This window comes from Arthrobacter sp. zg-Y40 (assembly GCF_020731535.1).
Taxonomy (GTDB): domain Bacteria; phylum Actinomycetota; class Actinomycetes; order Actinomycetales; family Micrococcaceae; genus Arthrobacter_B.
This window is the reverse complement of record NZ_JAJFZS010000015.1, coordinates 1-26,018: the sequence shown is the minus strand read 5'-3', so window position 1 is coordinate 26,018 and position 26,018 is coordinate 1. Positions and strand designations below refer to the sequence as shown.

Genomic DNA, 26,018 nt, shown 5'->3' with positions numbered 1-26,018 from the left:
GCACCGCTCACAATTGTGTGCACTGATTACTTAAGGCAGGATGAGTGGATGACGAGTTCCACTTCGCCCCAACCGGGGGAGGGGCCCCGGGCAATGGCCCGGCGGCTGCACACCGCCCGTATCCTCGACGCCGCTGAACAACAGCTGGCCGAGGGCGGTCCGGCAAATCTTTCCCTCCGGGCCATCGCCCGCGGCCAGGGGATGGCTTCGTCTGCCATCTACCGTTACTTCGCCAGCGCAGACGAACTGCTCACCGCGCTTATCCTTCGCGCCTATTCGGACCTGGGCGACGCCGCCGAACGCGCTGCAGCGAATGCGGCGCCAGGCGAGAAGGGGTTTATGGCCGTCTGCCACGCAGTGCGGGACTGGGCCCTGGCCCAACCCCACCGATATGCGCTGATCTACGGCTCACCGGTTCCGGATTACCACGCGCCCGAATCCACGGTGGAACAGGCCGCCCGGGTGCCGGCGGCGCTCCTGCGGCTGCTGCCGCCGGCAAGCGGCCAAGCCGGAGCCAACGGGCTCGACCTGCTGGATCCGGGACTCGTTGCCCTGGCCGAGGGCATCGGGGCCGACCCCCGGCAGCTGCCTGCCGGAGTAGCCGTCTGGAGCCAGCTCTTCGGGCTGGTCAACTTTGAGCTGTTTGGCCACTTCCGCAATGTGGTCGCGGCACAAAGGTCCTTTTTTGATGACACCCTGCGGGCGGCCTACCGCCGGATGAACGGCTGACTGCCGGCCTGCGGCACGTACGGCCCCTGCGGCGGATGTAGCGTATTGGTAACGGCCGCTTTCGGCGAGCCGGTCCACTACACCAAAGAGAAACGGGTTTTACATGTCTGCCAGCGGCGGTAATAAGGCGGTTGTCGCGGCACTGAGCGCCAATCTGGCCATCGCGGCCTTGAAGTTCATTGCTTTCGCCTTAACGCGCTCCTCCTCGATGCTCGCTGAGGCCATCCACTCCGTTGCCGACTCAGGCAACCAGGTGCTGCTGCTTTTGGGCGGCAAACGGTCCAGGCGCCAGGCCAGCCCGGAGCACCCCTTCGGCTATGGCCGTGAGCGCTATATTTACGCTTTCATTGTTTCCATTGTCCTGTTCAGCGTCGGCGGACTCTTCGCCCTGTACGAGGCCTACCACAAGTACCAGGACCCGCACCCGATCGAGGGCCAGTGGTGGTGGGTGCCCCTTGCCGTGCTTGTGGGCGCCATGATCGCGGAGGGCTCCTCCCTCCGTACCGCAGTCCGCGAGTCCAACCACACCCGCGGCAAGCAGGGGTGGGTGCAGTTCGTTCGGACCGCCAAGGCCCCTGAACTGCCCGTTGTCCTGCTCGAGGATTTCGGGGCCCTGCTCGGCCTGCTCTTCGCCCTGTTCGGCGTCAGCATGACCCTCGTGACCGGAAACGGCGTTTGGGACGCCTTCGGCACCGCCATGATCGGCATCCTGCTGGTGGCCATTGCCGCTGTCCTGGCGGTGGAGACCAAGTCGCTGCTGCTCGGCGAATCCGCAACGCAGGCTGATGTGCGCCGGATCGAAGAGGCCATCCAGGCCGACCCCGACACCCGCATCATCCACCTGAAGACCATGCACCTGGGTCCGGAGGAGCTGCTGGTAGCGGCGAAGATCGCCATCCCCAAGTGCGAGACCGGACAGGAGATTGCCGACGGCATCAACGCTGCGGAGGAACGGATCCGTGCAGCGGTCCCGATCGCGCGCTCTATTTACCTGGAGCCGGATGTGTTTTCGGCGAAGAAGGCCGGCGATCCAGCACCCCGCTGATCAGGGCAACTGCCAAACCAAGCAGGGCGAGTACCGCTCCCACCACAGCGGGGGAGCGGTACCCCCAGCCCCAGGCAATGACGACGCCGCCCAGCAGGGCGCCCAGCGCGTTGGCAAGGTTCAACGCGGCATGGTTCAGCGACGAAGCCAGCGACTGCGCGCCGGGCGACACGTCCAGCAGCCGGGTCTGCAGCGGCGGGGTGAGCATGGAACCGATCAGGCCGACCAGGAACACCAGCACCATGGCGGTCGCGGCGTACTGCACCGCCCACGCGTAGGCGAGCAGGACCACTACCGTCCCGCCCAGGACCGCGTAAATGCTGCCCATGACGTTGATGTCCGCAATCCGTCCGCCGGCAACGTTGCCGATCACCTGTCCCACACCGTAGAGGCCGACGACGACGGGCAGGACGTTCTCCGATATGCCTGCTACTTCGGTCATAGTGGGTGCAATGTAGGTGTAAACGGCGAAGAACCCGCCGAACCCTACTGTTCCCACCAGCAGTGCCAGCCAGACCTGAACCCGTCCCAGCGCGCTCAGCTCCGATTTGATGCTGGCTTCCGCCAGGGCGGGCTGGTAGGGAACAAACCGTGCCACGAGTGCCACTGTCAGCAGTGCAAGCGCCCCCACGAGGACGAACATCCAGCGCCAACCGGCCTGCTGGCCCAGCCAGGTGGCAAAAGGAACACCCACCACATTGGCGATGCTCAGCCCCAGCATCACCATGGAGATGGCCCACGCCCTGCGGGTAGGTGCCACCAAGGAGGCGGCAATGACCGCGGCCACACCAAAGAAGGCGCCGTGCGGCAGCCCGGAAAGGAAGCGCGTGAACAGCAGCCAGGAATAGTCCGGGGCGAGGAAGGACGAGAGGTTGCTCAGGGCGAAGAACGCCATCAGCCCCATCACCAGCAGCTTCCGGGGCATGCGCGCGCCCAGGGCGGCGAGCACGGGGGCTCCGACAACGACGCCAAGCGCGTAGGCGGAAATCACGTGGCCACCGGAGGGTACGGAAATACCGAGGTCGTCGACCATTTCCTGGAGCAGGCCCATGATGCTGAATTCCGTGGTGCCGATGGCAAACCCGCCCACGGCCAGGGCAGTAATGGCCTTGGCAACAGTGGTGCGGCGGGAACCGGAGAAACGCTGGTTGGACAGTGGCATGGGCGCGGAGGTGCTGCGGGTCAAGGCTTCGCTTTCAAGTGGGGTGCGGCTGTGGAGTGCAGCTGCAGCGACGTGGTACAGCTGCGGATGCGGCGTTGCGGAGCAGCCGGCCCGGGGAAATGATCCGCACGGGCCGAAGGCCGGGACGGCATTGTCCCCTCCAGCCTAGTGCAGGGCCGAACCGCGCGGGGCCCGGAGGAAACGACCCGGAGTGCACATAGACTTTTCCCGTGGCCAACAAACCAGCGCAGGACCAGCAGACGGTTATCCCCGCAGTACAGGAACACCCGGATCAACACCCGGTGGGCCTCAAGCAGGTGGTGGGGGCGGCCGTGGTGGACCGCCTCGAATCGCCCTCCCTGCTGCTGGCAGCACGCCGCAGCGCTCCTGTCGCCCTTGCCGGACTGTGGGAATTCCCCGGCGGCAAGGTCGAACCCGGTGAAGGATGCACTGAAGCCCTGCACCGCGAGCTGGCGGAGGAGCTGGGTATCCGGGTTCGGCTGGGTGCGGAAGTCGAGGGGCCGCTGGTCCAGGGCTGGCAGCTCAACCGGAACGCTGCCATGCGGGTGTGGCTGGCCGAAGTTACGCACGGGTCCCCGGAGCCGTTGGAGGACCACGATGAGCTGCGGTGGGTGGAGCTGGAGCGCGGCGCGTTGAGCCGACTGGAGTGGATACCCGCCGACCTGCCGATCGTGGGTGCGCTGCTGGATGCAGTTGCCGCCCGGCAGGACTAGGTTCCTAGAACAGGGCGGCCTGGTCGGCGGCCGCTACACCTGCCGGGGCAGCCGGCGAGGCTTTCGCTGCCGCGGGCCGCAGGAACCGGGCTCCGCCGGTAAAGCCGTACTTGGCCTTAAAGAAGCGGATGCGTCCGGCCAGCCAGTCCCGGTATTCCTGGGACGCATAGGTTCCCTTCCCGTACAGGCGTTGGTACCGGGCGGTGAGGTCCGGGTAGTGGCGTGCCAGGAACTCCATGTACCACTCCCGCGCGCCGGGGCGCAGGTGCAGGGCTCCGGCGGTGACGCCGGTGGCTCCCGCCTCGGCGAGGGCCGAGAACAGTGCGTCCAGGGACTCATCGCCGTCCGTCAGCCACGGCAGGATGGGCATGGCCATGACCGAGCAGGGCAGTCCGGCGTCGCGGAGGCGCCGAATCAGGTCCAACCGGGCACGGGGCGTGGGTGTTCCGGGTTCGGCCACCTTGGCCAGCGCGGGGTCAACCAGTGCCAGCGAGATGCCCATGCCGATTTCCGTGGACGCAGAGGCTTCCTTGAGCAGCGGGATGTCGCGCGCCAGCAGGGTCCCCTTGGTCAGGATGGAGAAGGGGGTGCCGCTGTCCGCCAGGGCGCGGATAATTCCGGGCATCAGCTTGTAGCGGCCCTCGGCCCGCTGATAGGGGTCGGTGTTGGTGCCCATTGCCACGTGGTGGTGCTGCCAGGACGGGCGGGCAAGTTCCCGGCGCAGAACCTCTGCCGCATTGACCTTGACCACCAGCTGGCTGTCGAAATCGGCACCGCTGTCCAGGTCCAGGTACGTGTGGGTCTTGCGGGCGAAACAATATACGCACCCGTGGCTGCAGCCCCGGTACGGGTTCACCGTCCACTCAAACGGCATGTTGGAGCCGCCGCCCACCTTGTTCAGCACCGATTTGGCGGCCACCTCATGGAAGGTCACGCCGGCGAAGTCGGGAGTGCGGACCGTGCGGACGAGTCCCTGCAGCGGGATCAGCGCATCGGCAGGCGCCGGTAGGAGCTGCGGGGCGGGTTCCTCCGCCGGTGCTGTAGTTGGAGCGTTCAGTTCCTGGCCTTGCCACCTCATTCCCTCATTAGAACATACGTTCTAATGCCGGGCTACCCTTTGTGGCCCCGGATACCTTCCGGGCGGTAGCCGCCGTCATGAAGGCCTGCCAACCGTTCAAAGGGATTCGCCGACGCCGGATCGCCGGCTGCCGCGCGCGACAGGACCGACGCGGCGGCATACAGGGGCAGGAAAAACGGGCCCAGCAGGGCGTACTGCGTGCTGTGCCGCATCTCGTGGCGGAGCAGGGGGCTGTTGTCCGCGGTGATGCGCCGGGCCGTGGACCCGGGGTAGAGGATCACGTTGCCAACCGTGAAGGCGGCGGCCCGGGGAAGGGCAAGCGGATATCCTTCGGCGAGCAGTACTCCATTGGGTCCGGGCCGTACCCGGCAGCCGGTGAACCGGGCCAGGGCCAGACCGGCAGGCGTGGAGAGGTTCACGATATTGGCCCAGCGGCGAACCCGCAGCGCACTGCTCCGCGGTCCGGTGCGGCGGGGACGAGCCGAATGCAGTCGAAAACGCGGCATAGATTCAGACACGGGACCTCCTCAATGGCACCCGGACCGGTTGCATGACGCCCCCGCAGGGGGCGTCTACTAGACTTGCCATGATAAGCCAGAACCCAACTAGGGCCGGAAACAGGTAAGAACCGTACATGTCTAACTCCACACCGGGGACTGGTTCCCCAGACACCTCCCCTGAGGGCGCCCTGCCCGAGCCGCCGAATCCGCTGGATGAAGCCGCAATTGCTGCTGCCGTCGAGCAGGCGCTCGCCGCCATTGCCGCTGCCGCGGACCTCGACGGCCTGAAGGAAGTCCGTATTGCCGTCACCGGCGAAAAGTCTCCGCTCAGCCTCGCCAACCGGACCATCGGCAAGCTGCCCAAGGACCAGAAGGCGGCAGCCGGAAAGCTGGTAGGCCCGGCACGCGGCCGGATCAATGCGGCGCTCGCCGCCCGGACCGTTGAACTCGAAGCCGAGCGTGATGCGCGGATCCTCGTGGAAGAGGCCGTTGACGTCACGGCCGCCCCGCGCCGCCGCCGCATCGGCGGCCGCCACCCCATCTCCACGCTGCAGGACCGTGTCGCGGATGTGTTTGTGGGGATGGGCTGGGAGATCGCCGAAGGCCCCGAGGTGGAATCCGAGTGGTTCAACTTCGATGCCCTGAACTTCAAGCCGGACCACCCCGCACGCGAAATGCAGGACACCTTCTTCGTTGAGCCGCCGGAAGCCCACCTGGTGATGCGCACGCACACCTCGCCGGTCCAGGTCCGGTCCATGCTGGAACGCGACCTGCCGATCTACGTGCTGTGCCCGGGCAAGGTGTTCCGCACCGACGAGCTCGATGCCACGCACACCCCGGTCTTCCACCAGTTCGAGGGCCTGGCCATCGACAAGGGGCTGACCATGGCGGATCTGGTGGGCACCCTGGAGCACTTCACCCGTGTGCTGTTCGGCGACGAGGCGAAGGTTCGGTTGCGGCCGAACTACTTCCCCTTCACCGAGCCCAGCGCCGAGCTGGACATCTGGCACCCCGGTGCCAAGGGCGGCCCGCGCTGGATCGAGTGGGGCGGCTGCGGCATGGTCAACCCCAACGTGCTCCGCGCCGCCGGGATCGATCCCGAGGTCTACTCAGGTTTTGCCTTCGGCATGGGCATTGACCGTGCCCTCATGTTCCGCAACGAAGTTTCGGACATGCACGAAATGATCGAAGGCGACGTACGTTTCAGCGAACACTTCGGGATGGAGATCTAAGTGAGAATCCCACTTTCCTGGCTGCGCGAGTATGCCCAGGTTCCGGCGGACGCAACCGCCGAAGACATCATGGAAGACCTGGTGAAGGTTGGCCTGGAGGAAGAGGACGTCCACCGTCCCGCCGACGAGCTGCAGGGTCCCATTGTGGTGGGCCAGGTGCTCAGTATGGAGCCCGAGCCCCAGAGCAACGGCAAGACCATTAACTGGTGCTCGGTCCGCGTGGTCCCCGAAGGCGCCGAACAGAGCCTGACCGGCAAGGGCATTGAGCCTACCGGTGTACAGGGCATCGTTTGCGGCGCGCACAACTTCAAGGTGGGGGACAAGGTTGTAGTCACCCTGCCCGGCGCCGTGCTGCCCGGAGACTTCAGGATCAGCCCGCGCAAGACCTACGGCCACGTTTCCGCCGGCATGATCGCCTCCGTGCGTGAACTGGGTATTGGTGATGACCACGACGGCATCCTGGTTCTTTCCACCCTGGGGCTTGATCCCGAGGTGGGCACCGACGCCATGGAGCTGCTGGGCCTGTATGACCAGGCCGCGGAAATCAACGTCACCCCGGACCGCGGCTACGTCTTCTCCATCCGCGGCGCCGCACGCGAATACGCGCACGCCACCGGCACCAAGTTCACCGACCCGGCCGCCGCCGTCGCCGTGCCCATCGCCGACGGCGGCGGCTACCCCGTCCGCCTGCAGGATGAGGCGCCCATATATGGCAAGCCTGGCTGCGACCGGTTCGTGGCCCGTACTGTGCGCGGTGTGGATCCGTCCCGGCCCACCCCGCCGTGGATGTCCTCCCGCCTGCGCCTGGCCGGCATGCGCTCCATCTCCCTGGTGGTGGACATTTCCAACTACGTGATGCTCGAGCTCGGCCAGCCGCTGCACTTCTACGACCTGGATAAGCTCACCGGCGAAATCGTGGTCCGCCGCGCCGCCGACGGTGAAACCCTGAAGACCCTGGATGAGAAGGAGCGCCGGCTATCTCCGGAGGACCTGCTCATCACCGACGGCTCCGGTGCCATCGGCATTGCAGGTGTGATGGGCGGAGCGGCCACGGAGGTGTCCGGCAGCACCCAGAACGTCCTGATCGAGGCTGCGCACTTCGAGGAAGTGAGCATTGCCCGCTCCCGCCGCCGTCATCGGCTGCCCTCCGAAGCGTCCAAGCGCTTCGAACGCGGCGTGGACTGGAACGTGGCCGACGTCGCCGCCCAGCGCGCGGTGGACCTGCTGGTGGAACTGGCAGGGGGCACCGCCGATGAGTCCATTACCGACGTCGGCGCCGCTCCGGCGCCGCGCCGCATCGAGCTGCCGGCGGACTTCCCGTCCCGCTTGATCGGACTGGACTTCACCGAATCCCAGATCACCGGCACGCTGGAAGACCTGGGCGCCTCCGTGGAGAAGACCGACGCCGGTTACCTGGTCACACCGCCGAGCTGGCGCCCCGACCTGGAGACCCGCGAGGACCTGACCGAGGAAATCATCCGGCTGGTCGGTTACGACAAGATTCCTTCCACCCTGCCCGTGGCCCCTCCCGGGCGGGGACTGACCCGGCTGCAGCAGCAGCGCCGCAGGTTGATGCAGTCCCTGGCGGCCGCCGGGCTCACCGAAGTGCTGTCCTACCCGTTCGTCACCGAAGCGGACAACAACACCTTCGGTACGCCGGAGGGCGGTGTGCAGGCACTGAAGCTGGCCAACCCGCTCAGCGCCGAATACGGCTACCTGCGCACCTCGGTGCTGCCGGGCCTGTTCGAGGTGGCCAAGCGCAACATGTCGCGCGGCTTCCGCGACTTGGCCCTGTTTGAATCCGGCACGGTCTTCCTGCCGGGCGAACACCTGGGCACCAAGAGCATCCCGCCGCTGGGGGCCAAGCCGTCCGAAGAGGTCCTGGACGAGCTGTACGCCGGCATCCCCGACCAGCCGCTGCACGTGGGTGTCCTGCTCGCCGGACACGAGTCCGCCCCGGGCGCCGGCAACACGCCGCGCACCTGGGACTGGGTCGACGCCGTCGACTTCGCCCGGCTGATGGGCGATGTCCTGGGTGTGGAGCTGGTGGTGGAGCAGGGCAGCCACCAGGCCTTCCACCCCGGCCGCACCGCTCGCATAGCGCTGCGCAGCGGTGGAACCGTGGGCTACGCCGGCGAGCTGCACCCGAAGCTGCTCGCAGAGCGGGACATGCCGGCCCGGACGGTTGCTGCTGAGCTGGATGTCGACGCTCTCTTTGATGCCGCGCCGGACGTCATTGTGGCGCGGCCGATCTCCAGCTTCCCCATCTCCACGCAGGACGTGGCGCTGGTGGTGGCTGAGGATGTTCCCGCCGAGCACGTCCGCGAGGCCCTGCGTGAAGGTGCCGGCGAGCTGCTCGAAGACGTGGCGCTGTTCGACGTTTACGCCGGCTCCGGCATCGAGCCCGGGCATAAGTCGCTGGCGTTCGCACTGCGCTTCCGCGCTGCTGACCGGACGCTGACCGCCGATGAGGCCTCGGAGGCACGTGCTGCGGCCGTCGCCCTGGCAGCCGAACGCTTCGGCGCCGTCCAGCGCTAGCCGCACCCGCACCGCCTAGAACGGCCCCGCCGGAGAACTCCGGCGGGGCCCTTGGCATGTGGGCTAGGGCACCAGGATCACCTTTCCGGTGGTCTTCCGGCCCTCCAGATCAGCCTGGGCGCGTGCCGCTTCGGCCAGCGGGTACGTTTGGCCGATCCGCACCTTCAGCGTTCCGGCCAGCACCGCCTCGAAAAGTTCCCGCGCCCGCCACTGCCGTTCTTCCGTGGTCAGGAGATAGTGCGCCAGCGTGGGACGGGTCAGGAACACGGAGCCGGAGGAATTCAGCCGCTGGATGTCGAACGGGGGCACCTGCCCGGACGCACCGCCGAAGAGCACCAGCATGCCGCGGGGGCGCAGGCTGGCCAGGGAGCCGTCGAACGTTGCCGCGCCGACGCCGTCGAACACCACATCCACGCCGGTGCCGCCGGTCAGCGCACGGACCTGGCCGGGGAATCCGTCATAGCGCAGCACATGGTCCGCCCCGGCGCCGCGCGCCAGGGCTTCCTTCTCCTCGGTGGAGACCGTGGTGATCACGGTGGCACCCTTGGCCTTGAGCAGCTGGATCAGCAGCAGGCCCACCCCGCCGGCGCCGGCATGCACCAGTACCGTTTGCCCTTCCTGCACGGGAAAGGTGGAGTTGCACAGGTAATGCGCCGTCATGCCCTGCATCATCAGGGCGGCCGCCGTCTCGTCATCCACGCCGGCGGGGACGGGCAGCGCGGCGGCGGCGTCCATCAGGGTGTACTGGGCGTAGGTCCCGCCGCCCTCGGCCGTGGCCACCCGGTCACCTTCCCGGAACCCGGATTCCAGACCTGCGGAAACAACCGTTCCTGCCGCCTCGGCACCCGGTATGAAGGGATATGACATCGGATAGACGCCGCCGCGCTTATAGGTGTCGATGAAGTTCACACCGGCGGCGGCCACCTTCACCAGGACCTCGCGCGGCCCCGGTTCGGGCAGGTCAACGTCCTCATAGCGCAGGATTTCGGGCCCGCCGGCCCGCGGGACAACAATGGCTTTGTGCATGGCAGAACCTCTTTGCTTGGCTCGTACGGGCTGGCTTGATGTGCTTCCTATCATACGGTTTGCATAATTATTGGGAGTCATGCATAAATGTGCTGTAGGGTGATGGCATGACGATTTCCGTAGCAGTATCCGGCGCCAGCGGCTATGCCGGCGGGGAAGTGCTGCGCCTGCTGGCCGGCCACCCGGAGGTAAGCATCGGCGCCATCACCGCGCACAGCAATGCCGGGACCCGGCTGGGCGAGCTCCAGCCGCACCTGCATTCGCTGGCCGACCGTGTACTGGCAGAAACCACCGTGGAGAACCTTGCCGGCCATGACGTCGTGTTCCTGGCCCTGCCGCACGGTGCCAGCGCCGCCATTGCCGCGCAGCTGGATCCGGACACCCTGGTGATCGATGCCGGCGCTGACCACCGGCTGGAGGATCCGCAGGCCTGGGAAAAGTTCTACGGCTCCGCGCATGCCGGCACCTGGCCCTACGGCCTGCCGGAACTGCCCGGGCACCGCGACCGGCTCAAGGGTGCACGCCGGATTGCCGTTCCCGGCTGCTATCCGACCAGTTCACTGCTGGCCCTGGCACCTGGTTTCGCCGCCGGGCTGCTGGAGCCCGACGACGTCGTGATCGTTGCCGCGTCCGGCACCTCAGGCGCCGGCAAAGCCGCCAAACCGCACCTGCTCGGCTCCGAAGTCCTGGGCGGCATGAGCCCGTACGGCGTAGGCGGCGGGCACCGGCACACCCCGGAAATTGAACAGGGCCTTTCCGCAGCCGCAGGTGTTGCCGTGGCAGTGTCCTTTACGCCCACCCTGGCACCGATGGCCCGCGGCATCCTGACCACCGCCACCGCCAAGGTCCGCCCCGGCGTCGACCCGGCAGCGCTGCGCACGGCCTGGGAAGCGGCCTACGCCGGCGAGCAGTTTGTCCGCGTGCTGCCGGAAGGGCAGTGGCCGGCCACCAAAATGGTGGTGGGCTCCAACTACGCCGCGCTGCAGCTGGCCTATGATCCGCACGCCAACCGCGTGGTGGTTAGCTGCGTCATCGACAACCTCACCAAGGGAACTGCCGGCGGTGCCGTGCAGTCCATGAACATAGCCCTCGGCCTGGATGAAGCCGCGGGACTGACGCAGCAGGGGGTGGCTCCGTAATGAGTGCCGCAGCAACAGCAACCAGCACCGGCCGGGCCACCGGAGTCACCGCCCCGGCCGGGTTCCGTGCCGCCGGCGTGACCGCCGGCCTGAAGGACTCCGGCGGACGCGACGTCGCCCTGGTGGTCAACGACGGACCGGTGAAGTCCGCCGCGGCAGTGTTCACCCGCAACCGGGTAGCCGCGGCCCCCGTGCTGTGGTCCCGGCAGGCCGTCTCCGACGGACGGGCCGACGCCGTCATCCTGAACTCCGGCGGGGCCAACGCCTGCACCGGCGCCGAGGGGTTCCGGAACACCCACGCCACCGCCGAGAAAACCGCTGAACTGCTCGGGATCAGCGCCTCGGATGTGCTGGTCTGCTCCACCGGGCTGATCGGCGTGCAGCTGCCGATGGACCGGCTCCTGCCCGGTGTCCAGGCCGCCGTGACGGAACTGGACGCCGACGGCGGGGCGGACGCCGCGCACGCCATCATGACCACCGACACCGTGGCCAAGCAGGCCGTCTTCACCGGCACGGACAGCTCCGGCCGCGGCTACAGCATTGGCGGAATGGCCAAGGGCGCCGGCATGCTCGCCCCGGGGCTGGCCACCATGCTGGTGGTGCTGACCACCGACGCGGAACTCGCCGCTGAAGAGCTTGATGCCGCGCTCCGTGCCGCCACCGCCGTCACGTTCGACCGCACCGACTCCGACGGCTGCATGTCCACCAATGACACCGTGGTCCTGATGGGCTCCGGCGCTTCCGGTGCCGTGCCGGACCGGGACGCGTTCATTGCCGGACTGGCCGAGGTCTGCCATTCCCTGGCGCAGCAGCTGATCACCGACGCCGAGGGCGCCAGCCACGACATCGCGATCACCACGGTCAACGCGGCCACCGTGGCCGATGCCGAAACGGCCTCCCGCGCCGTCGCCCGCTCCAACCTCTTCAAGACCGCCATCTTCGGCAACGACCCGAACTGGGGACGTGTGCTCTCCGCTGTGGGAACTACCGACGCTGCATTCGAACCGGACCGGATCGATGTAAGCATCAACGGGGTACAGGTCTGCCGCGACGGCGGGATCGGCGAACCCCGCGAGGGTGTAGACCTGGCGCCGCGTGCCGTGAGCGTGCAGATCGACCTGCACGCCGGCACGGAAAGCGCCACCATCTGGACGAATGACCTGACCACGGACTACGTCCACGAGAATTCGGCCTACAGCAGCTGAGCGGGGGAGAACCATGAGCACACCAGCAGCAGCCGGGGAACGGCTGCAGGCACAGGACAAGGCGGCAACGCTGATCGAGGCACTGCCTTGGATCCAGCGGTTCGCCGGCACCACCATGGTGATCAAATACGGCGGCAACGCCATGGTCAACGAGGAGCTGCGCCGCGCCTTCGCCGAGGACATTGTTTTCCTGCACCATGCCGGTGTGCACCCGGTGGTGGTGCACGGCGGCGGTCCGCAGATCAACGCCTTCCTGGAGCGGCTCGGAATCGAATCGGAGTTCCGCGGCGGCCTGCGCGTGACCACTCCTGAAGCGATGGACGCTGTCCGGATGGTGTTGACCGGCCAGGTGGGGCGGGAACTGGTGGGACTGATCAATTCCCACGGCCCCTACGCCGTTGGGCTGTCCGGGGAAGACGCCGCACTGCTGCAGGCAACACGGACCGGCGTGGTGATTGACGGAGAAGAAGTCGACCTCGGCCTGGTCGGGGAGGTGGTGGGCGTCAACCCGGGGTCCATCCTGGACCTCCTGGCCGCCGGACGCATCCCGGTCATCAGCACCGTGGCTCCCGAGGTCAACACCGACGGCGAACCCACCGGCCAGGTGCTCAACGTCAACGCCGATACCGCCGCTTCGGCACTGGCCGTTGCCCTGCGGGCCTCCCGCCTGGTGGTGCTCACCGATGTGGAAGGGCTGTACGAGCAGTGGCCGGACAAATCCTCGCTCATCTCCTCGCTGACCACCGGGGAACTGCGGGCCATGCTGCCGTCGCTCGAATCCGGGATGATCCCCAAGATGCAGGCCTGTCTGGCCGCCGTGGACGGCGGGGTGGAGCGCGCCGCCGTCGTGGACGGGCGGATGGCGCACTCGATGCTGCTGGAAATCTTCACCGAGGCCGGAATCGGCACCCAGGTTGTCCCCGAGGAGGCGAAATGAGCAGCTCCGCAGACTGGCTGCACCGCTACGACACGGCCCTGATGGGCGTCTTCGGTGCCCCGCAGCGCGTCCTGGTGCGCGGCAGCGGCTGCTACGTGGAGGACGCCGACGGAAAGCAGTACCTGGACCTGCTTGCAGGGATAGCGGTCAACGCCCTCGGGCACGCCCATCCGGCCCTGGTGTCGGCCGTCTCCGGGCAGCTGGGAACACTCGGACACGTCTCCAACTTCTTCACCAGCCCGGCCCAGGTGCTCCTGGCCGAGCGCCTGCTGGAACTGGCCGGCGCACCGGAGGGCTCCAAGGCGTTCTTCGTGAACTCCGGCACCGAGGCCAACGAGGCGGCCTTCAAGCTGGCCCGCCGCAACGCGGACCCCGCGGCAGGCCGGACCCGCATCCTTGCCCTGGAAGGCGCATTCCACGGCAGGACCATGGGGGCACTGGCACTCACCGCCAAGCCGGCCTACCGCGAGCCGTTCGAACCGCTGCCCGGGGGAGTGGAGCACCTTCCCTTCGGTGACACCGACGCCCTGGTCAACGCGGTGGATTCCACCGTCGCGGCGGTGTTCCTGGAACCCATTCAGGGCGAGGCCGGCGTACGGATGCTCCCCGACGGCTACCTGCAGGCGGCACGTGAGGCCACCCGCGCCGCCGGCGCGCTGCTGATCATCGACGAGGTGCAGACCGGTATTGGCCGGACCGGCAAGTGGTTCGCCTCCGAGGGCGTCCAGCCGGACGCGATGACCCTGGCCAAGGGGCTGGGCGGCGGATTCCCCGTGGGGGCGCTGCTGACCTTCGGTGAACAGGTTTCCGGCCTGCTCAGCCCCGGCATGCACGGGACCACGTTCGGCGGAAACCCCGTAGCAGCCGCAGCTGCGCTGGCCACGCTCTCGGTCCTGGAGTCGGAGGAACTGCTGGCCAACACCGCGGCCACCGGCAAGTACCTGCGCCGGGAACTGGCCGCACTGGACGGTGTGGCTCAGGTGCGCGGCGATGGGTTCCTGATCGGCATCGACCTGGATGCCCCGATTGCTCCGGCTGCAGTTGCAGCGGCGCTGGAAGCCGGGTTCATCATTAACAGCACCGGACCGGCAACGCTGCGCCTGGCACCGCCGCTGATCCTCACCGCCGAGCAGGCCGGGACCTTCCTGGCCGCACTGCCCGGCATCCTGCACCGCGCCGCCACCGTCCCCGGCCCGTCCGGCACAACCCCTGAAGGAAAACCATGACCCGTCATTTCCTGGTCGACACCGACCTCACCCAGGCGGAGCAGGCCGAGGTCCTTGATCTGGCTGCCGTCCTGAAAAAGGACCGTTACAAGTACCAGCCGTTCGCCGGCGAGTCCACCGGCCGGAAGACCGTGGCCGTCATCTTCGACAAAACGTCCACCCGCACCCGGGTCTCCTTTGCCGCCGGCATTTCGGACTTGGGCGGCGTACCCCTGATCATCGGCGCGGGGGATTCCCAGCTGGGGCACAAGGAAAGCGTGGCGGACACCACCAAGGTGCTCGACCGCATGGTCTCCACCATCGTCTGGCGCACCTACGCGCAGTCCGGCCTGGAGGAAATGGCCGCGAACTCCGCGGTGCCCGTCATCAACGCGCTTTCCGACGACTACCACCCCTGCCAGCTGCTTGCGGACCTGCTGACCATCCGCGAGCACAAGGGCACCCTCGCCGGACTGACCCTGACCTACCTGGGCGACTGCGCCAACAACATGGCCAACTCCTACCTGCTCGCCGGTGTCACCGCCGGCATGCACGTGCGGGTGGCCGGGCCGCTGGGCTACCTGCCGGATCCCAAGATTGTCGACGCCGCAGCCGCCCGCGCCGAAGAGACCGGCGGATCGGTGATGATCTCCACCGACGCCGCCGAAGCGCTGGCGGGAGCTGACGTCGTCGCCACCGACACGTGGGTGTCCATGGGCCAGGAAGCCGAAAAGGCTGCCCGGCAGGAACTGTTCCGCAGCTACGCCGTGGACGGCGAGGCCATGGCACAGGCCGCGGACGACGCCGTCGTCCTGCACTGCCTGCCCGCCTACCGCGGTTACGAGATCTCCGCCGACGTGATTGACGGGCCGCAGTCCCTGGTGTGGGAAGAGGCCGAAAACCGCCTGCACGCGCAGAAGGCCCTGATGGTCTGGTTGATGGCGCGTTCGGGCCTGACCGGAACCCCGGAGGCACGCGCATGACCATGCCAGCCACAAAGACTGCGCGCCAGGCGCGCATCCGCACGCTGCTGACCGGGCTTTCGGTCCGGTCCCAGGCCGAACTCGCCGCGCTGCTTGCCGACGACGGCGTGCAGGTCACGCAGGCGACGCTGTCCCGCGACCTCGTGGAACTGGGCGCCGTGCGCATGCGCGGCAAGGACGGCGCCCTGGTGTACGCCGTCCCGTCCGAGGGCGGGGAGCGGGCCCCGAAGTCCGGGGTCACCCAGGAGGTGCTGGACGCCCGGTTGGCCCGGCTATGCGGGGAACTGCTGGTCACCGCCGAAGCGTCCGCGAACATCGTGGTGCTGCGCACCCCGCCGGGAGCGGCCAACTTCCTGGCCCTGGCAATCGACCACTCCGTGCTTCCGTCGGTCCTGGGCACCATTGCCGGCGACGACACCGTCATGATGGTGACGCGTGACCCCGACGGCGGACCAGATCTGGCGGCCCGCTTCCTGCGGATAGCCGACGAAGCCAGCAACAACGGCTCGGCACCCGAGAGCCGGATCCTGTAGCTGCTTCCCGGCAGCTGCAACCCCATACTTCAACCAACCAGCGGCCCCGCGGGCCGCGAACCAATGCAAGAGGAGCATTTCGTGAGCGAACGTATTGTTCTGGCCTACTCAGGTGGCCTGGATACGTCAGTGGCCATCGGCTGGATTGCCGAGGCAACCGGCGCCGAAGTCATCGCCGTGGCGGTGGACGTGGGACAGGGCGGCGAGTCCCTGGAAACCATCCGCCAGCGCGCCCTGGACTGCGGTGCCGTGGAAGCCTACGTGGCGGACGCCCGCGAAGAGTTCGCCAGCGAATACTGCATGCCGGCACTGAAGGCCAACGCCCTGTACATGGACGCCTACCCGCTGGTCTCCGCGCTGTCCCGCCCGGTGATCGTCAAGCACCTGGTTGCTGCAGCCCGCCAGTTCGGCGCCACCACCGTTTCCCACGGCTGCACCGGCAAGGGCAACGACCAGGTCCGCTTCGAAGTTGGCATCCAGACGCTGGGCCCGGACCTGAAGTGCATCGCCCCGGTCCGTGACCTCGCGCTGACCCGCGACAAGGCCATTGCCTTCGCCGAGGAGAAGAACCTGCCGATCGTCACCACCAAGAAGAACCCGTTCTCCATCGATGCCAACGTCTGGGGGCGCGCCGTGGAGACCGGCTTCCTGGAAGACATCTGGAACGGCCCCACGCCGGACGTCTACGAGTACACCTCGGACCCGGCGTCCGCTCCGGCGCCCGACGAAGTGGTCATCACGTTCAAGGAAGGTGTGCCGGTGGCCATCGACGGCAAGCCCGTCACTCCGTTGCAGGCCATCGAGGAAATGAACCGCCGTGCCGGCGCACAGGGCATCGGCCGGATCGACATCGTCGAGGACCGCCTGGTGGGCATCAAGAGCCGCGAAATCTACGAAGCGCCCGGCGCCATGGCACTGATGGCCGCGCACCGCGAACTGGAAAACGTCACGGTGGAGCGCGAGCAGGCCCGCTTCAAGAAGACGGTTGGCCAGCGCTGGACCGAACTGGTTTACGACGGCCAGTGGTTCTCCCCGCTGAAGCAGTCCCTGGATGCCTTCATCGGCGACACCCAGAAGTACGTTTCCGGCGACATCCGCATGACGCTGGATGCCGGCCGCCCGGTAGTGACCGGCCGGCGTTCGGATTCCTCGCTGTATGACTTCAACCTGGCCACCTACGACACCGGTGACAGCTTCGACCAGTCCATGGCCCGCGGCTTCATTGAGCTGTTCGGCATGTCCTCCAAGGTGGCCTCCGGCCGCGACCAGCGCCTAGCAGAAGGTAAGTAAGAAGATGACAGACGGCAAGTCGCCAGAAGAAGCAACGGGTTCCGGGTCCGCCGGATCAACCGTCCAGGGCGCGCTGTGGGGCGGCCGGTTCGCCGGCGGTCCGGCGGACGCCCTTGCCGCGCTGAGCAAATCCACCCACTTCGACTGGCGGCTTGCCGGCTATGACATCGCCGGTTCCCGTGCCCACGCCCGCGTGCTGCACAAAGCCGGCCTGCTCGACGACGGCGAGCTGGCGGGGATGCTCGCAGCCCTGGACCAGCTCGACGCCGACGTGAAGTCCGGCGCGTATGTCCCGGCCGCGTCCGACGAGGATGTGCACGGATCCCTGGAGCGCGGCCTGATTGAGCGCGCCGGTGCCCAGCTGGGCGGCAAACTGCGGGCCGGACGGTCCCGCAATGACCAGATCGCCACGCTCGGCCGGATGTACCTGCGGGACCACGCACGGATCATCGGCGCCGGGGTGCTGTCCGTGATCGATGCCCTGGTGGGCCAGGCGCAGGCGCACCTCGGGGTGGCCATGCCGGGCCGCACGCATCTGCAGCATGCCCAGCCCATCCTGCTCAGCCACCACCTGCTGGCCCACGCGTGGGCCCTGCTGCGTGATGTGCAGCGGCTCGCGGACTGGGACAAGCGTGCCGCGGTATCTCCCTACGGTTCCGGCGCCCTGGCCGGTTCCTCCCTGGGCCTGGATCCGAACGCCGTCGCCGCGGACCTCGGGTTCGACTCCGCGGTGTGGAACTCCATTGACGGCACCGCCTCGCGCGACGTGTACGCGGAATTTTCCTGGGTGGCGGCCATGATCGGCGTGGATCTGTCCCGGATCAGCGAGGAAGTCATTCTCTGGGCCACGAAGGAATTCTCCTTCGTCACCCTGGATGACGCCTACTCCACCGGCTCGTCCATCATGCCGCAGAAGAAGAACCCGGACGTGGCCGAACTGGCCCGCGGCAAGGCCGGACGCCTGATCGGCGACCTGACCGGGCTCCTGGCCACCCTCAAGGGCCTGCCGCTGGCCTACAACCGCGACCTGCAGGAAGACAAGGAACCGGTCTTCGACGCGGCGGACACCCTGGAACTGCTGCTGCCCGCCGTCTCCGGCATGATCGCCACGCTCAAGTTCAACACCGGCCGGATGCAGTCGCTGGCCCCGCAGGGCTTTGCCCTGGCTACGGACATTGCCGAGTGGCTGGTCCGCCAGGGCGTCCCCTTCCGCCAGGCACATGAACTATCCGGTGCGGCCGTGCAGCTGGCCGAGGGACGCGGCGTCGAATTGTGGGACCTGACCGACGAGGATTACGCCGGGATCTCCCCGCACCTGACTCCGGAGGTGCGCACCGTGCTCAGCACCGAAGGCTCACTCGACAGCCGCAGCTCCCAGGGCGGCACCGCGCGGTCCGCCGTCGAAGCGCAGCTTGCTGAGCTCCACCGGCAGCTGGAGGCAGTGCGCGGCTACGCCGGCTGACGCTGACAGGCTACGCTCGGCCCATGATCAGCGACTTCCGCGCCCAGCTGCGTGCCCTGCCGGACTTTCCAGACGATATGCCGTCCTTCGATCCGCAGACGGCGCCCGGGGATCCCGCGAAACTTTTCCGGAGCTGGCTGGCCGATGCACTGGCGGCCGGAGTGCGGCAACCGCACGCCTTTTCGCTGGCCACGGCCGACGCTGCCGGGCACCCCTCGGCACGGATGCTGATCCTCAAGGACATTATCGACGACGGCTGGCAGTTCGCCACGGCACGCACCTCGCGCAAGGGCGGGGAACTGGCGGAGAACCCGAACGCCGCCATGAATTTCTACTGGCCCGAACTGGGCCGGCAGGTGCGGGTGGCCGGCGGCGTAGTGCTGCTCTCCGCGCAGGCCTCGGCTGCCGACTGGCAGGCGCGGCCGGCGGCGGACGGCAGCCCGAATCCGAACTGGCAGCTGTACGCGCTGCAGCCGCGGGAAATCGAGTTTTGGCAGGCCCGCGCCGACCGGCACCATATCCGGCACCGCTTGGCCCGCTGATCTTGCTGCCGTGCCGATCTTGCTAACGTCGGAGTATGGCTTATGCGAGTGATAGAGAACGGCTGGCCGTGCCGGCCACCGAAGCGGCACGCCACCTGCTGGGGGCGGTGCTGACCCACGACGTCGAGGGAGAGCGCGTGAGCGTGCGCATTACCGAGGTTGAGGCCTACATGGGCGACGTGGACCCCGGCTCGCACGCCTTCCGTGGACAGACCGCACGGAACGCCACCATGTTCGGGCCGGCCGGGCACCTGTACGTCTACTTCACCTACGGCATGCACTACTGCGCCAACGTGGTCTGCGGCACCGAAGGCTCCGCGACCGGGCTGCTGCTGCGTGCCGGTGAGGTGGTCGAGGGCGCCGAGACGGCGGCGCTGCGGCGCGGGAACCCGCGCACGCACCTGGATCTGGCGCGCGGCCCGGCCCGGCTGGCCCAGGCCCTGGGGATAGCACGGCCACTGGACGGTGCAGATGTCTTCGCCGATCCGCTGCGGCTCACGCTGCCCGACGAACCCGTGCCCGACGAGCTGGTATCCACCGGTCCGCGGGTCGGCGTCAGCGGCCCCGGGGGGACAGGCGAGTATCCCTGGCGGTACTGGCTGACCGGGGATCCAACTGTCTCGAAGTACCGTCCGGCAGTGCCCCGGCGCCGGCCGGCAGCAGCTGCGCCGGCCGGGAATCCGCAAAACGCATAACGGCGTCCGGGATGGAATCATCCCGGACGCCGTTCGGCAGTGCTGCCCCTTAGGGGGTTAGCTGCTTCCCGCTACGAGCGGGGCAGGGGAGCGTGAGCGGAAATGAGCTTCTGCTCGAGCAGCTCGTCCCAGAACGCACCCGGGATGTCAGCCTTCATCGCGGCGATATCCTCCCAGACCCGTTCGGGCCGGCTGGAACCCGGGATGACCGCAGTTACGGCGGGGTGGGCGGTGGAGAACTGCAGGGCAGCAGCCTTCAGGCTCACGTCGTGCCGCCGGGCGATCTCAGTCATCGCGGCGATCTTCTGCTTGATCACCGGGGGGATGTCTCCGTAGTCGAAGTGGTCGCCGCCCAGCAGGGCACCGGAGTTGAAGGGGCCGCCGACGACGATGCCCACACCCTTTTCCTGCGCCGTGGGCATCATGCGCTGCAGGGCACGGTCGTGCTGCAGCAGCGTGTACTGGGTGGCGGAAAGGCTCATCGTCGGTGCGGCCTCATCCATGTCCATGGCCAGCTCGATGGGCTCGGTGGTGTTTACACCCAGGCCCCAGCCGTTGATGACGCCCTCATCCTGCAGCCGGGCGAGGACGCGGAACGCGCCGGTTCGAGCCTCGTTGAACTTGGCCACCCACTCATCACCGAGGAAGTCCCGGGAGGTGTCGTGGATGAACACGAAGTCCAGCCGGTCGGTCTTCAGCCGTGCAAGGCTTTCCTCGATGGAGCGCAGCGTGGCATCGGCGGTGTAGTCCGTGGCGATCTTGTTCGAGCGTCCGTGGTTGAAGAGGCCGTCGCTCTTTTCCTCTTCTTCATCCAGGATCAGCCGTCCCACTTTGGTGCTCAGCACATACTCATCGCGGTTGTGCTGCGAGATGACCTCACCCAGCCGGGATTCTGCGAGGCCGGCGCCGTAGAACGGGGCCGTGTCGAAGTAACGGATGCCTGCGTTCCAAGCGGCCTCAACCGTGGCCAACGCTTCGTCCTGGGGAATGTCCCGGAACATGTTTCCCAGCGGGGCTGTGCCGAATCCGATCTTGTTCTTGAGCACTTCGTGCAGGTTAGACATATGTTCCAATCCTTGACTTCTTATCGAAAATCCGGGGCCCGGTGAGGGGCCCCTTATCTGTCGGCAACTGTCTTTAGGCACCCTTTATTCCGGCACCCTGCCCGGATATGCCCGCGAGAGAAGTGCCACAGCGTGCCGGTCCGGTCAGGGGACGCCGGGCCTGAGCGGGTAAGGTGGACGCGTGAAAGATGCCCCGGCAGAACCGGTAAACAACGAGTCCATTGCACAAACCATCGAACGCCTGGGCGCTGTCATTCCCGATTACCCCAAGCCCGGCGTCGTGTTCCGCGACCTCACCCCGGTGTTTGCCGACGGTCCGGCGCTGCGCGGCGTGGTCGACGCACTGATCGCCCCGTTCGAGGGCCAGTTCGATTTCGTGGCAGGCGTTGAAGCGCGCGGCTTCCTCCTGGCCGCAGCTGCCGCCTATGCCTCGGGCAAGGGCGTCATCACCGTCCGCAAGCCCGGGAAGCTGCCCCGCGAGGTCTTCTCTGAGAGCTACTCGATGGAGTACGGCGAGAGCAGCCTGGAACTGCACCGCGACGACATGCCCGCCGGCTCCCGCGTCCTCATCCTCGATGACGTGCTGGCCACCGGCGGAACCCTGGGTGCCGCGGCACGCCTGATCCGCAAGGCCGGCGCGCAGGTGGCCGGGTTCGGCGTCGTGCTGGAACTGGGCGAGCTGGGCGGCCGCGAACGACTGGGTGACACCCCCGTCACCGCGCTCGTCCGCTACTAACCGCGCCCCGGCGCGGCCGCCGGCACGACACGCGTGAGGGCAGGCAGCAGCTGATAGAGAAACCGCATACATTAGTGACCTGCAAAAGTCCAAATGCACTGTAAGATTGACGCTCTGCCTTTGCGAGAGGGAACGCGAACATGCCTGAAACACCTTCAGCTTCAAACGAGCTGGAACACGAGCGTCAGTACGTGGCCGGTCTATACCACCGGCTGGACGAACTGCGCGCCGAAAAGATGGAGCAGCTCGCCGCGATCCGGCGCAGCCACTCCGCGGGTTCCCACCAGAACCGGTCCGAGCGGGACGCCTTCGCCACTATGTACGAGGACCGCCTGGCGCAGCTGAACGCCGTCGATGAACGGCTGGTGTTCGGGCGCCTGGACCTCGACGACGGCGAGAAGCGCTACATCGGCCGCATCGGTCTGTCCACGGAGGACCTGCAGCGGCTGATGGTGGACTGGCGTGCCCCCGAGGCAGGCACCTTCTACCAGGCCACCGCATTTGAACGCCAGGGCGTCCGGCGGCGCCGGCACCTGATCCTGAAGGGCCGGGATGTGCAGGCCATCGAGGACGACGTGCTGGATTACTCCATGCTGGAAGACGAGCAGGCGCTGCAGGGCGAAGGCGCGCTGCTGGCGGCACTGAACTCCAAGCGGACCGGCCAAATGTCCGACATCGTCGGCACCATCCAGGCCGAGCAGGACCGCATCATCCGTGCACCCCTGGCCGGGACGCTGGTGGTGCAGGGCGGGCCAGGCACCGGCAAGACCGCCGTCGCGCTGCACCGTGCGGCGTACCTGCTGTACACGCACCGCGAACGGTTGAAGTCCGCCGGCGTGCTGCTGGTCGGCCCCTCCAACGCCTTCATCCGCTACATCGAGCGGGTCCTGCCTTCGCTGGGCGAGACCGGCGTGGTGATGTCCAGCCTGGGCCAGCTGATGCCCGGCATCAGCGCCACCCATGAGGAAGACGCCGCTGCCGCGGAGGTCAAGGGCCGGCTGTACATGGCCGACGTCGTGGCCCGCGCGGTGGCCAACCGCCAGCGCCTGCCCGCGGGTCCGCGGAAACTCAATGTCGAAGGCACCATCCTTACGCTGACGCCCAGGCAGGTCCAGCGTGCCCGGGACAAGGCCCGTGCCACCGGCAAGCCGCACAACGAAGCGCGCGTAACGTTCGTGAAGATCCTGCTGCGTGAGCTCACGGAGCAGCTGACCGAACAGCTCGAAGAGTCCGCAGGAGCGGGCAACAGCACCGACCGCGCGTACCTGGCCGAAGACGTGCGCAGCGCCCGCGACGTACGCGTGGCGCTGAACCTGTGCTGGATGCCCATGACGCCGGAGAAGCTGATTTCGGACCTGTTCAGCAAGCCCGGCCAGCTCGAAGCAGCCGCACCGGACCTTAGCGACGCTGAGCTGGACCTGCTGCGCCGCAGTGCGGATGCACCGTGGACGGAGTCCGACGTACCGCTGCTGGATGAGGCCGCCGAACTGCTGGGCGAGCTGGACGCATCTGCCGGACGGGAGAACGCCGCGCGGGAAGAACAGCGCAAGCGGGACCTGGCCAACGCCGAAAGCGCCATCGCCAATACCGAGGGGTTCCTCGAGGACTCCGGTGCCCATGGCATCCTGTCCGCCGAGGACCTCGCCGACCACAACGCGGTGGGGGAGCAGCGGCTCACCGCCGCCGACCGTGCCGCCGTCGACCGCACCTGGGCCTTCGGGCACATAGTGGTGGACGAGGCGCAGGAACTGTCCGCCATGCAGTGGCGCCTGCTGATGCGCCGGTGCCCGCTGAAGTCCTTCACCGTCGTGGGCGACATCGCCCAGACCAGCTCTGCTGCGGGCGCCACCTCCTGGCAGGGAGCGCTGGCTCCCTTTGTAGGGGAGCGGTGGACGCTGGAAGAGCTGACGGTCAACTACCGCACCCCGGCGCAGATTGCCGAGGCTGCCGTGCGCATGGCCAACGCGGCCGGACTGGTGGTGTCCGCGCCCAAGGCCGTCCGTGAGGGACGCTGGGCGCCGTTCATTGATGAGGTGCCCCACGGAGGGCTCATTGAGCGCCTGCTCGAAACCCTCCCATCAGACCTCGAAGCGCTCGACGGCGGATTGCTGGCAATCATTGCCGAGGATCACCGGCTCGCGGAGGTACGGCGTGCGGTGACTGAAGCCTACGGTCCGCGCGTGGGTTCCGGTGCCGGTGGCCTGGAGCAGGACATCGTGGTGACGTCGCCCCGGGAGGCCAAGGGCCTGGAGTTCGACGGCGTCGTGATCCTCGAGCCGTCCGAACTGCTGACGGCTGCCGCCGGCAAGGTCGGAGACCTCTACGTGGCCATGACCCGGCCCACCCAGCGGCTGCGCCTGATCGCCGCCAACGGTATCCCCGCAGGCATTCCCGAAGAAGAATCCTGATAATTTAGAAAGCGTGTCAGAAAACGTGAACTCCCGGGGCCTTGTAGCCCAGCAGAACGATCCGTCCTTTGCCAACATCTGGCAGGAGCTCAAGTGGCGGGGCCTGGTCCAGGTCTCCACCGATGAGGCGGAGCTGGAAAAGCTCCTCGCCGGGGGACCCGTCACGTATTACTGCGGGTTTGACCCGACGGCGCCGAGCCTGCACCTGGGCAATCTGGTGCAACTGCTGACCATGCGCCGCCTGCAGTTGGCCGGACACCGGCCGCTGGCGCTGGTGGGCGGATCCACCGGGCTGGTGGGGGATCCCCGGCCGACGGCCGAGCGCACCATGAACACCAAGGAAACGGTCAGCGAGTGGGTGGGCTACCTGCAGGGCCAGGTCCAGCGCTTCCTGAGCTTCGAGGGTGACAATGCCGCCCGCATGGTGAACAACTTGGACTGGACGGCGCCAATGAGCGCCATCGACTTCCTGCGTGACATCGGAAAGCACTTCCGGGTGGGCACCATGATCAAAAAGGAAATCGTCTCCTCCCGCCTGAACTCCGATGAAGGCATCAGCTACGCCGAGTTCAGCTACCAGGTGCTGCAGGGGATGGACTACCTGGAGCTGTTCCGCAACTACAACTGTGTGCTGGAAACCGGCGGCTCGGATCAGTGGGGCAACCTCACCAGCGGAACCGAACTGGTCCGCAAGGTTGAGGGTAAGACTGTCCACGCACTGGGCACCCCGCTGGTCACCAACAGCGACGGCACCAAGTTCGGCAAGAGCGAGGGCAATGCCGTGTGGCTCGACGGGGAAATGACCAGCCCGTACGCCATGTACCAGTTCTGGCTCAATACCTCGGACAAGGACGTGGTGGACCGTCTGAAGGTCTTCACCTTCATGAGCCGGTCCCGGATCGAGGAGCTGGAACGCTCGGTCGCCGAAGCGCCGCATAAGCGCGAAGCGCAGCGTGCCCTGGCGTTCGACGTGACTTCGCTGATCCACGGAGCGGAGGCAACCGAAAAGGTTATTGCCGCTTCCGCCGCGCTCTTCGGCCAGGGCGAAGTAAAAGACCTGGACGAGGCAACCCTCAAGGCTGCCACGGCTGAACTGCCGGCCGTGACGGTATCCGCGGACGGGCTGGGGATCATCGACCTGCTGGTCGCCTCCGGCCTCTCGGGCAGCAAGTCCGAAGCCCGCCGGACCGTTTCCGAAGGCGGTGCCTATGTCAACAACGTCAAGGTGGCCGATGCGGACACCGTGGTGGACCCGGCTGAGCTGCTGCACGGCAAGTACCTGCTGCTGCGGCGCGGCAAGCGGAACCTTGCAACGGTTGAAGTGACCGCCGTATAGTTTTATTGCCTCCTTCGGGAGGCAAGGATCTTCCGCTTCGCGTCCCCCGGCAGCTGCCGGGGGAGCGTGCGGCAGGTCACCTCGGAACGGTTTGCAAGGACCGGGCCGGGTATGCAAAGATAGACGAGTCGCCGCGGCCGGGACGCTGAAATAAGCGCCCGAAGCATGGCGGCCAAACCCACCAAAAAACAGAGTTTCTCTGGTGCGCCCTTCACGGGCCGGCAGGAAAGACTCCGGCTTTTTGCTGGGCCGGAACGGCGGTTGACACGCTTTCCCGGGGCTTCCGATAAGGAAAACCGGGAATTGCGGAAAACGCCTGGATGGAATAAGATGGAAAACCTTGCAGCGAAGAAGAAAAGGAAAACATTGTTTTCCCGAGTATTTTCGGATTGCGTCTGTTGTTTGAGAACTCAATAGTGTGCCAAGTTTATTGATACCA

General features: G+C 67.2%; 23 protein-coding genes. 18 read left to right on the top strand and 5 right to left on the bottom strand.

Going from position 1 to position 26,018, the window contains the following annotated elements; translation table 11 throughout:
- Positions 1-48 precede the first annotated feature (48 nt).
- Positions 49-729, top strand: a complete 681-nt coding sequence (locus tag LJ754_RS15400; RefSeq protein ID WP_227927264.1) for a TetR/AcrR family transcriptional regulator — start codon at positions 49-51, stop codon at positions 727-729.
- 103 nt (positions 730-832) lie between these two features.
- A complete protein-coding gene (locus LJ754_RS15395) occupies positions 833-1,774 on the top strand; it encodes a cation diffusion facilitator family transporter (protein ID WP_227927263.1) in 942 nt (313 codons plus the stop codon).
- On the opposite strand, the gene LJ754_RS15390 is transcribed toward LJ754_RS15395, so the two are convergent.
- The gene (locus tag LJ754_RS15390; protein ID WP_227914069.1) at positions 1,713-2,936 is read right to left on the bottom strand and encodes an MFS transporter; all 1,224 of its coding nucleotides are present in this window, start codon (positions 2,934-2,936) and stop codon (positions 1,713-1,715) included. The genes LJ754_RS15395 and LJ754_RS15390 overlap by 62 nt on opposite strands.
- A gap of 302 nt (positions 2,937-3,238) precedes the next feature.
- Here LJ754_RS15390 and LJ754_RS15385 point away from each other — a divergent pair, with 302 nt between their 5' ends.
- A complete protein-coding gene (locus tag LJ754_RS15385) occupies positions 3,239-3,670 on the top strand; it encodes a (deoxy)nucleoside triphosphate pyrophosphohydrolase (protein ID WP_331460680.1) in 432 nt (143 codons plus the stop codon).
- Positions 3,671-3,674: 4 nt separating this feature from the next.
- Here LJ754_RS15385 and LJ754_RS15380 read toward each other — a convergent pair whose 3' ends face one another.
- Together LJ754_RS15380 and LJ754_RS15375 are read right to left on the bottom strand one after the other, a co-directional pair.
- Positions 3,675-4,748, bottom strand: a complete 1,074-nt coding sequence (locus LJ754_RS15380; protein WP_227914039.1) for an Rv2578c family radical SAM protein — start codon at positions 4,746-4,748, stop codon at positions 3,675-3,677.
- Positions 4,749-4,780: 32 nt separating this feature from the next.
- Positions 4,781-5,266, bottom strand: coding sequence for a hypothetical protein (locus LJ754_RS15375; RefSeq protein WP_227927262.1), 486 nt, complete (start codon positions 5,264-5,266; stop codon positions 4,781-4,783).
- Positions 5,267-5,382: 116 nt separating this feature from the next.
- Between LJ754_RS15375 and pheS the strand changes: the two genes are divergently transcribed.
- Positions 5,383-6,480 (top strand): phenylalanine--tRNA ligase subunit alpha, encoded by a 1,098-nt coding sequence (pheS, locus tag LJ754_RS15370; protein ID WP_227927261.1) that lies wholly within the window; start codon positions 5,383-5,385, stop codon positions 6,478-6,480.
- Complete coding sequence (gene pheT / locus LJ754_RS15365) at positions 6,481-9,018, top strand: phenylalanine--tRNA ligase subunit beta (RefSeq protein WP_227927260.1); 2,538 nt, start codon at positions 6,481-6,483, stop codon at positions 9,016-9,018. It begins immediately after the preceding gene.
- A gap of 63 nt (positions 9,019-9,081) precedes the next feature.
- On the opposite strand, the gene LJ754_RS15360 is transcribed toward pheT, so the two are convergent.
- On the bottom strand, positions 9,082-10,044 hold the full coding sequence (locus LJ754_RS15360) for a quinone oxidoreductase family protein (protein ID WP_227927259.1): 963 nt from the start codon (positions 10,042-10,044) through the stop codon (positions 9,082-9,084).
- Between the two features lie 107 nt (positions 10,045-10,151).
- Here LJ754_RS15360 and argC point away from each other — a divergent pair, with 107 nt between their 5' ends.
- The 10 genes from argC to LJ754_RS15310 all read left to right on the top strand — a co-directional run bounded on the left by argC (position 10,152) and on the right by LJ754_RS15310 (position 20,035).
- Positions 10,152-11,183 carry an N-acetyl-gamma-glutamyl-phosphate reductase gene (gene argC, locus LJ754_RS15355; protein ID WP_227927258.1) on the top strand — a complete coding sequence of 344 codons (1,032 nt, stop codon included), beginning with the start codon at positions 10,152-10,154 and terminating at the stop codon, positions 11,181-11,183.
- The gene (gene argJ, locus LJ754_RS15350) at positions 11,183-12,388 is read left to right on the top strand and encodes a bifunctional glutamate N-acetyltransferase/amino-acid acetyltransferase ArgJ (protein ID WP_227927257.1); all 1,206 of its coding nucleotides are present in this window, start codon (positions 11,183-11,185) and stop codon (positions 12,386-12,388) included. Before argC ends, argJ begins: the two co-directional genes overlap by 1 nt.
- Positions 12,389-12,401: 13 nt before the next feature.
- Complete coding sequence (argB, locus tag LJ754_RS15345) at positions 12,402-13,325, top strand: acetylglutamate kinase (protein ID WP_227927256.1); 924 nt, start codon at positions 12,402-12,404, stop codon at positions 13,323-13,325.
- A complete protein-coding gene (locus LJ754_RS15340; RefSeq protein ID WP_227927255.1) occupies positions 13,322-14,551 on the top strand; it encodes an acetylornithine transaminase in 1,230 nt (409 codons plus the stop codon). Before argB ends, LJ754_RS15340 begins: the two co-directional genes overlap by 4 nt.
- The gene (argF, locus tag LJ754_RS15335) at positions 14,548-15,513 is read left to right on the top strand and encodes an ornithine carbamoyltransferase (RefSeq protein ID WP_227927254.1); all 966 of its coding nucleotides are present in this window, start codon (positions 14,548-14,550) and stop codon (positions 15,511-15,513) included. The genes LJ754_RS15340 and argF overlap by 4 nt, the downstream gene beginning before the upstream one ends.
- Positions 15,510-16,046, top strand: a complete 537-nt coding sequence (locus LJ754_RS15330) for an arginine repressor (RefSeq protein WP_227914049.1) — start codon at positions 15,510-15,512, stop codon at positions 16,044-16,046. The genes argF and LJ754_RS15330 overlap by 4 nt, the downstream gene beginning before the upstream one ends.
- Before the next feature lie 81 nt (positions 16,047-16,127).
- Positions 16,128-17,336: an argininosuccinate synthase gene (locus LJ754_RS15325; RefSeq protein ID WP_227914050.1), complete on the top strand. Its 1,209-nt coding sequence runs from the start codon at positions 16,128-16,130 to the stop codon at positions 17,334-17,336.
- Between the two features lie 4 nt (positions 17,337-17,340).
- A complete protein-coding gene (argH, locus tag LJ754_RS15320) occupies positions 17,341-18,798 on the top strand; it encodes an argininosuccinate lyase (protein ID WP_227927253.1) in 1,458 nt (485 codons plus the stop codon).
- 23 nt (positions 18,799-18,821) lie between these two features.
- Complete coding sequence (locus tag LJ754_RS15315) at positions 18,822-19,340, top strand: pyridoxine/pyridoxamine 5'-phosphate oxidase (RefSeq protein WP_227927252.1); 519 nt, start codon at positions 18,822-18,824, stop codon at positions 19,338-19,340.
- Between the two features lie 35 nt (positions 19,341-19,375).
- Positions 19,376-20,035: a DNA-3-methyladenine glycosylase gene (locus tag LJ754_RS15310; protein ID WP_227927251.1), complete on the top strand. Its 660-nt coding sequence runs from the start codon at positions 19,376-19,378 to the stop codon at positions 20,033-20,035.
- A gap of 71 nt (positions 20,036-20,106) precedes the next feature.
- On the opposite strand, the gene LJ754_RS15305 is transcribed toward LJ754_RS15310, so the two are convergent.
- Positions 20,107-21,099, bottom strand: coding sequence for an aldo/keto reductase (locus LJ754_RS15305; RefSeq protein ID WP_227914054.1), 993 nt, complete (start codon positions 21,097-21,099; stop codon positions 20,107-20,109).
- 181 nt (positions 21,100-21,280) lie between these two features.
- On the opposite strand from LJ754_RS15305, the gene LJ754_RS15300 reads away from it, so the two are divergent.
- From LJ754_RS15300 to tyrS, 3 genes are all read left to right on the top strand, one after another.
- The gene (locus tag LJ754_RS15300; protein ID WP_227927250.1) at positions 21,281-21,835 is read left to right on the top strand and encodes an adenine phosphoribosyltransferase; all 555 of its coding nucleotides are present in this window, start codon (positions 21,281-21,283) and stop codon (positions 21,833-21,835) included.
- Between the two features lie 140 nt (positions 21,836-21,975).
- On the top strand, positions 21,976-24,243 hold the full coding sequence (locus LJ754_RS15295; RefSeq protein ID WP_227927249.1) for a HelD family protein: 2,268 nt from the start codon (positions 21,976-21,978) through the stop codon (positions 24,241-24,243).
- Positions 24,244-24,256: 13 nt separating this feature from the next.
- Positions 24,257-25,579, top strand: a complete 1,323-nt coding sequence (gene tyrS / locus LJ754_RS15290; protein ID WP_283998027.1) for a tyrosine--tRNA ligase — start codon at positions 24,257-24,259, stop codon at positions 25,577-25,579.
- Positions 25,580-26,018 lie beyond the last annotated feature (439 nt).

Bases quoted from the DNA above. Each gene is read 5' to 3' on its own strand.
- LJ754_RS15310 (WP_227927251.1), top strand. From the start codon at position 19,376: ATGGCTTATGCGAGTGATAGAGAACGGCTGGCCGTGCCGGCCACCGAA.
- pheS (WP_227927261.1), top strand. From the start codon at position 5,383: ATGTCTAACTCCACACCGGGGACTGGTTCCCCAGACACCTCCCCTGAG.
- LJ754_RS15380 (WP_227914039.1), bottom strand. From the start codon at position 4,748: ATGAGGTGGCAAGGCCAGGAACTGAACGCTCCAACTACAGCACCGGCG.
- LJ754_RS15315 (WP_227927252.1), top strand. From the start codon at position 18,822: ATGATCAGCGACTTCCGCGCCCAGCTGCGTGCCCTGCCGGACTTTCCA.
- LJ754_RS15360 (WP_227927259.1), bottom strand. From the start codon at position 10,044: ATGCACAAAGCCATTGTTGTCCCGCGGGCCGGCGGGCCCGAAATCCTG.
- argH (WP_227927253.1), top strand. From the start codon at position 17,341: ATGACAGACGGCAAGTCGCCAGAAGAAGCAACGGGTTCCGGGTCCGCC.
- argB (WP_227927256.1), top strand. From the start codon at position 12,402: ATGAGCACACCAGCAGCAGCCGGGGAACGGCTGCAGGCACAGGACAAG.
- LJ754_RS15330 (WP_227914049.1), top strand. From the start codon at position 15,510: ATGACCATGCCAGCCACAAAGACTGCGCGCCAGGCGCGCATCCGCACG.
- LJ754_RS15390 (WP_227914069.1), bottom strand. From the start codon at position 2,936: ATGCCACTGTCCAACCAGCGTTTCTCCGGTTCCCGCCGCACCACTGTT.
- LJ754_RS15305 (WP_227914054.1), bottom strand. From the start codon at position 21,099: ATGTCTAACCTGCACGAAGTGCTCAAGAACAAGATCGGATTCGGCACA.
- argC (WP_227927258.1), top strand. From the start codon at position 10,152: ATGACGATTTCCGTAGCAGTATCCGGCGCCAGCGGCTATGCCGGCGGG.
- LJ754_RS15295 (WP_227927249.1), top strand. From the start codon at position 21,976: ATGCCTGAAACACCTTCAGCTTCAAACGAGCTGGAACACGAGCGTCAG.
- LJ754_RS15400 (WP_227927264.1), top strand. From the start codon at position 49: ATGACGAGTTCCACTTCGCCCCAACCGGGGGAGGGGCCCCGGGCAATG.
- argF (WP_227927254.1), top strand. From the start codon at position 14,548: ATGACCCGTCATTTCCTGGTCGACACCGACCTCACCCAGGCGGAGCAG.
- LJ754_RS15395 (WP_227927263.1), top strand. From the start codon at position 833: ATGTCTGCCAGCGGCGGTAATAAGGCGGTTGTCGCGGCACTGAGCGCC.
- argJ (WP_227927257.1), top strand. From the start codon at position 11,183: ATGAGTGCCGCAGCAACAGCAACCAGCACCGGCCGGGCCACCGGAGTC.
- LJ754_RS15340 (WP_227927255.1), top strand. From the start codon at position 13,322: ATGAGCAGCTCCGCAGACTGGCTGCACCGCTACGACACGGCCCTGATG.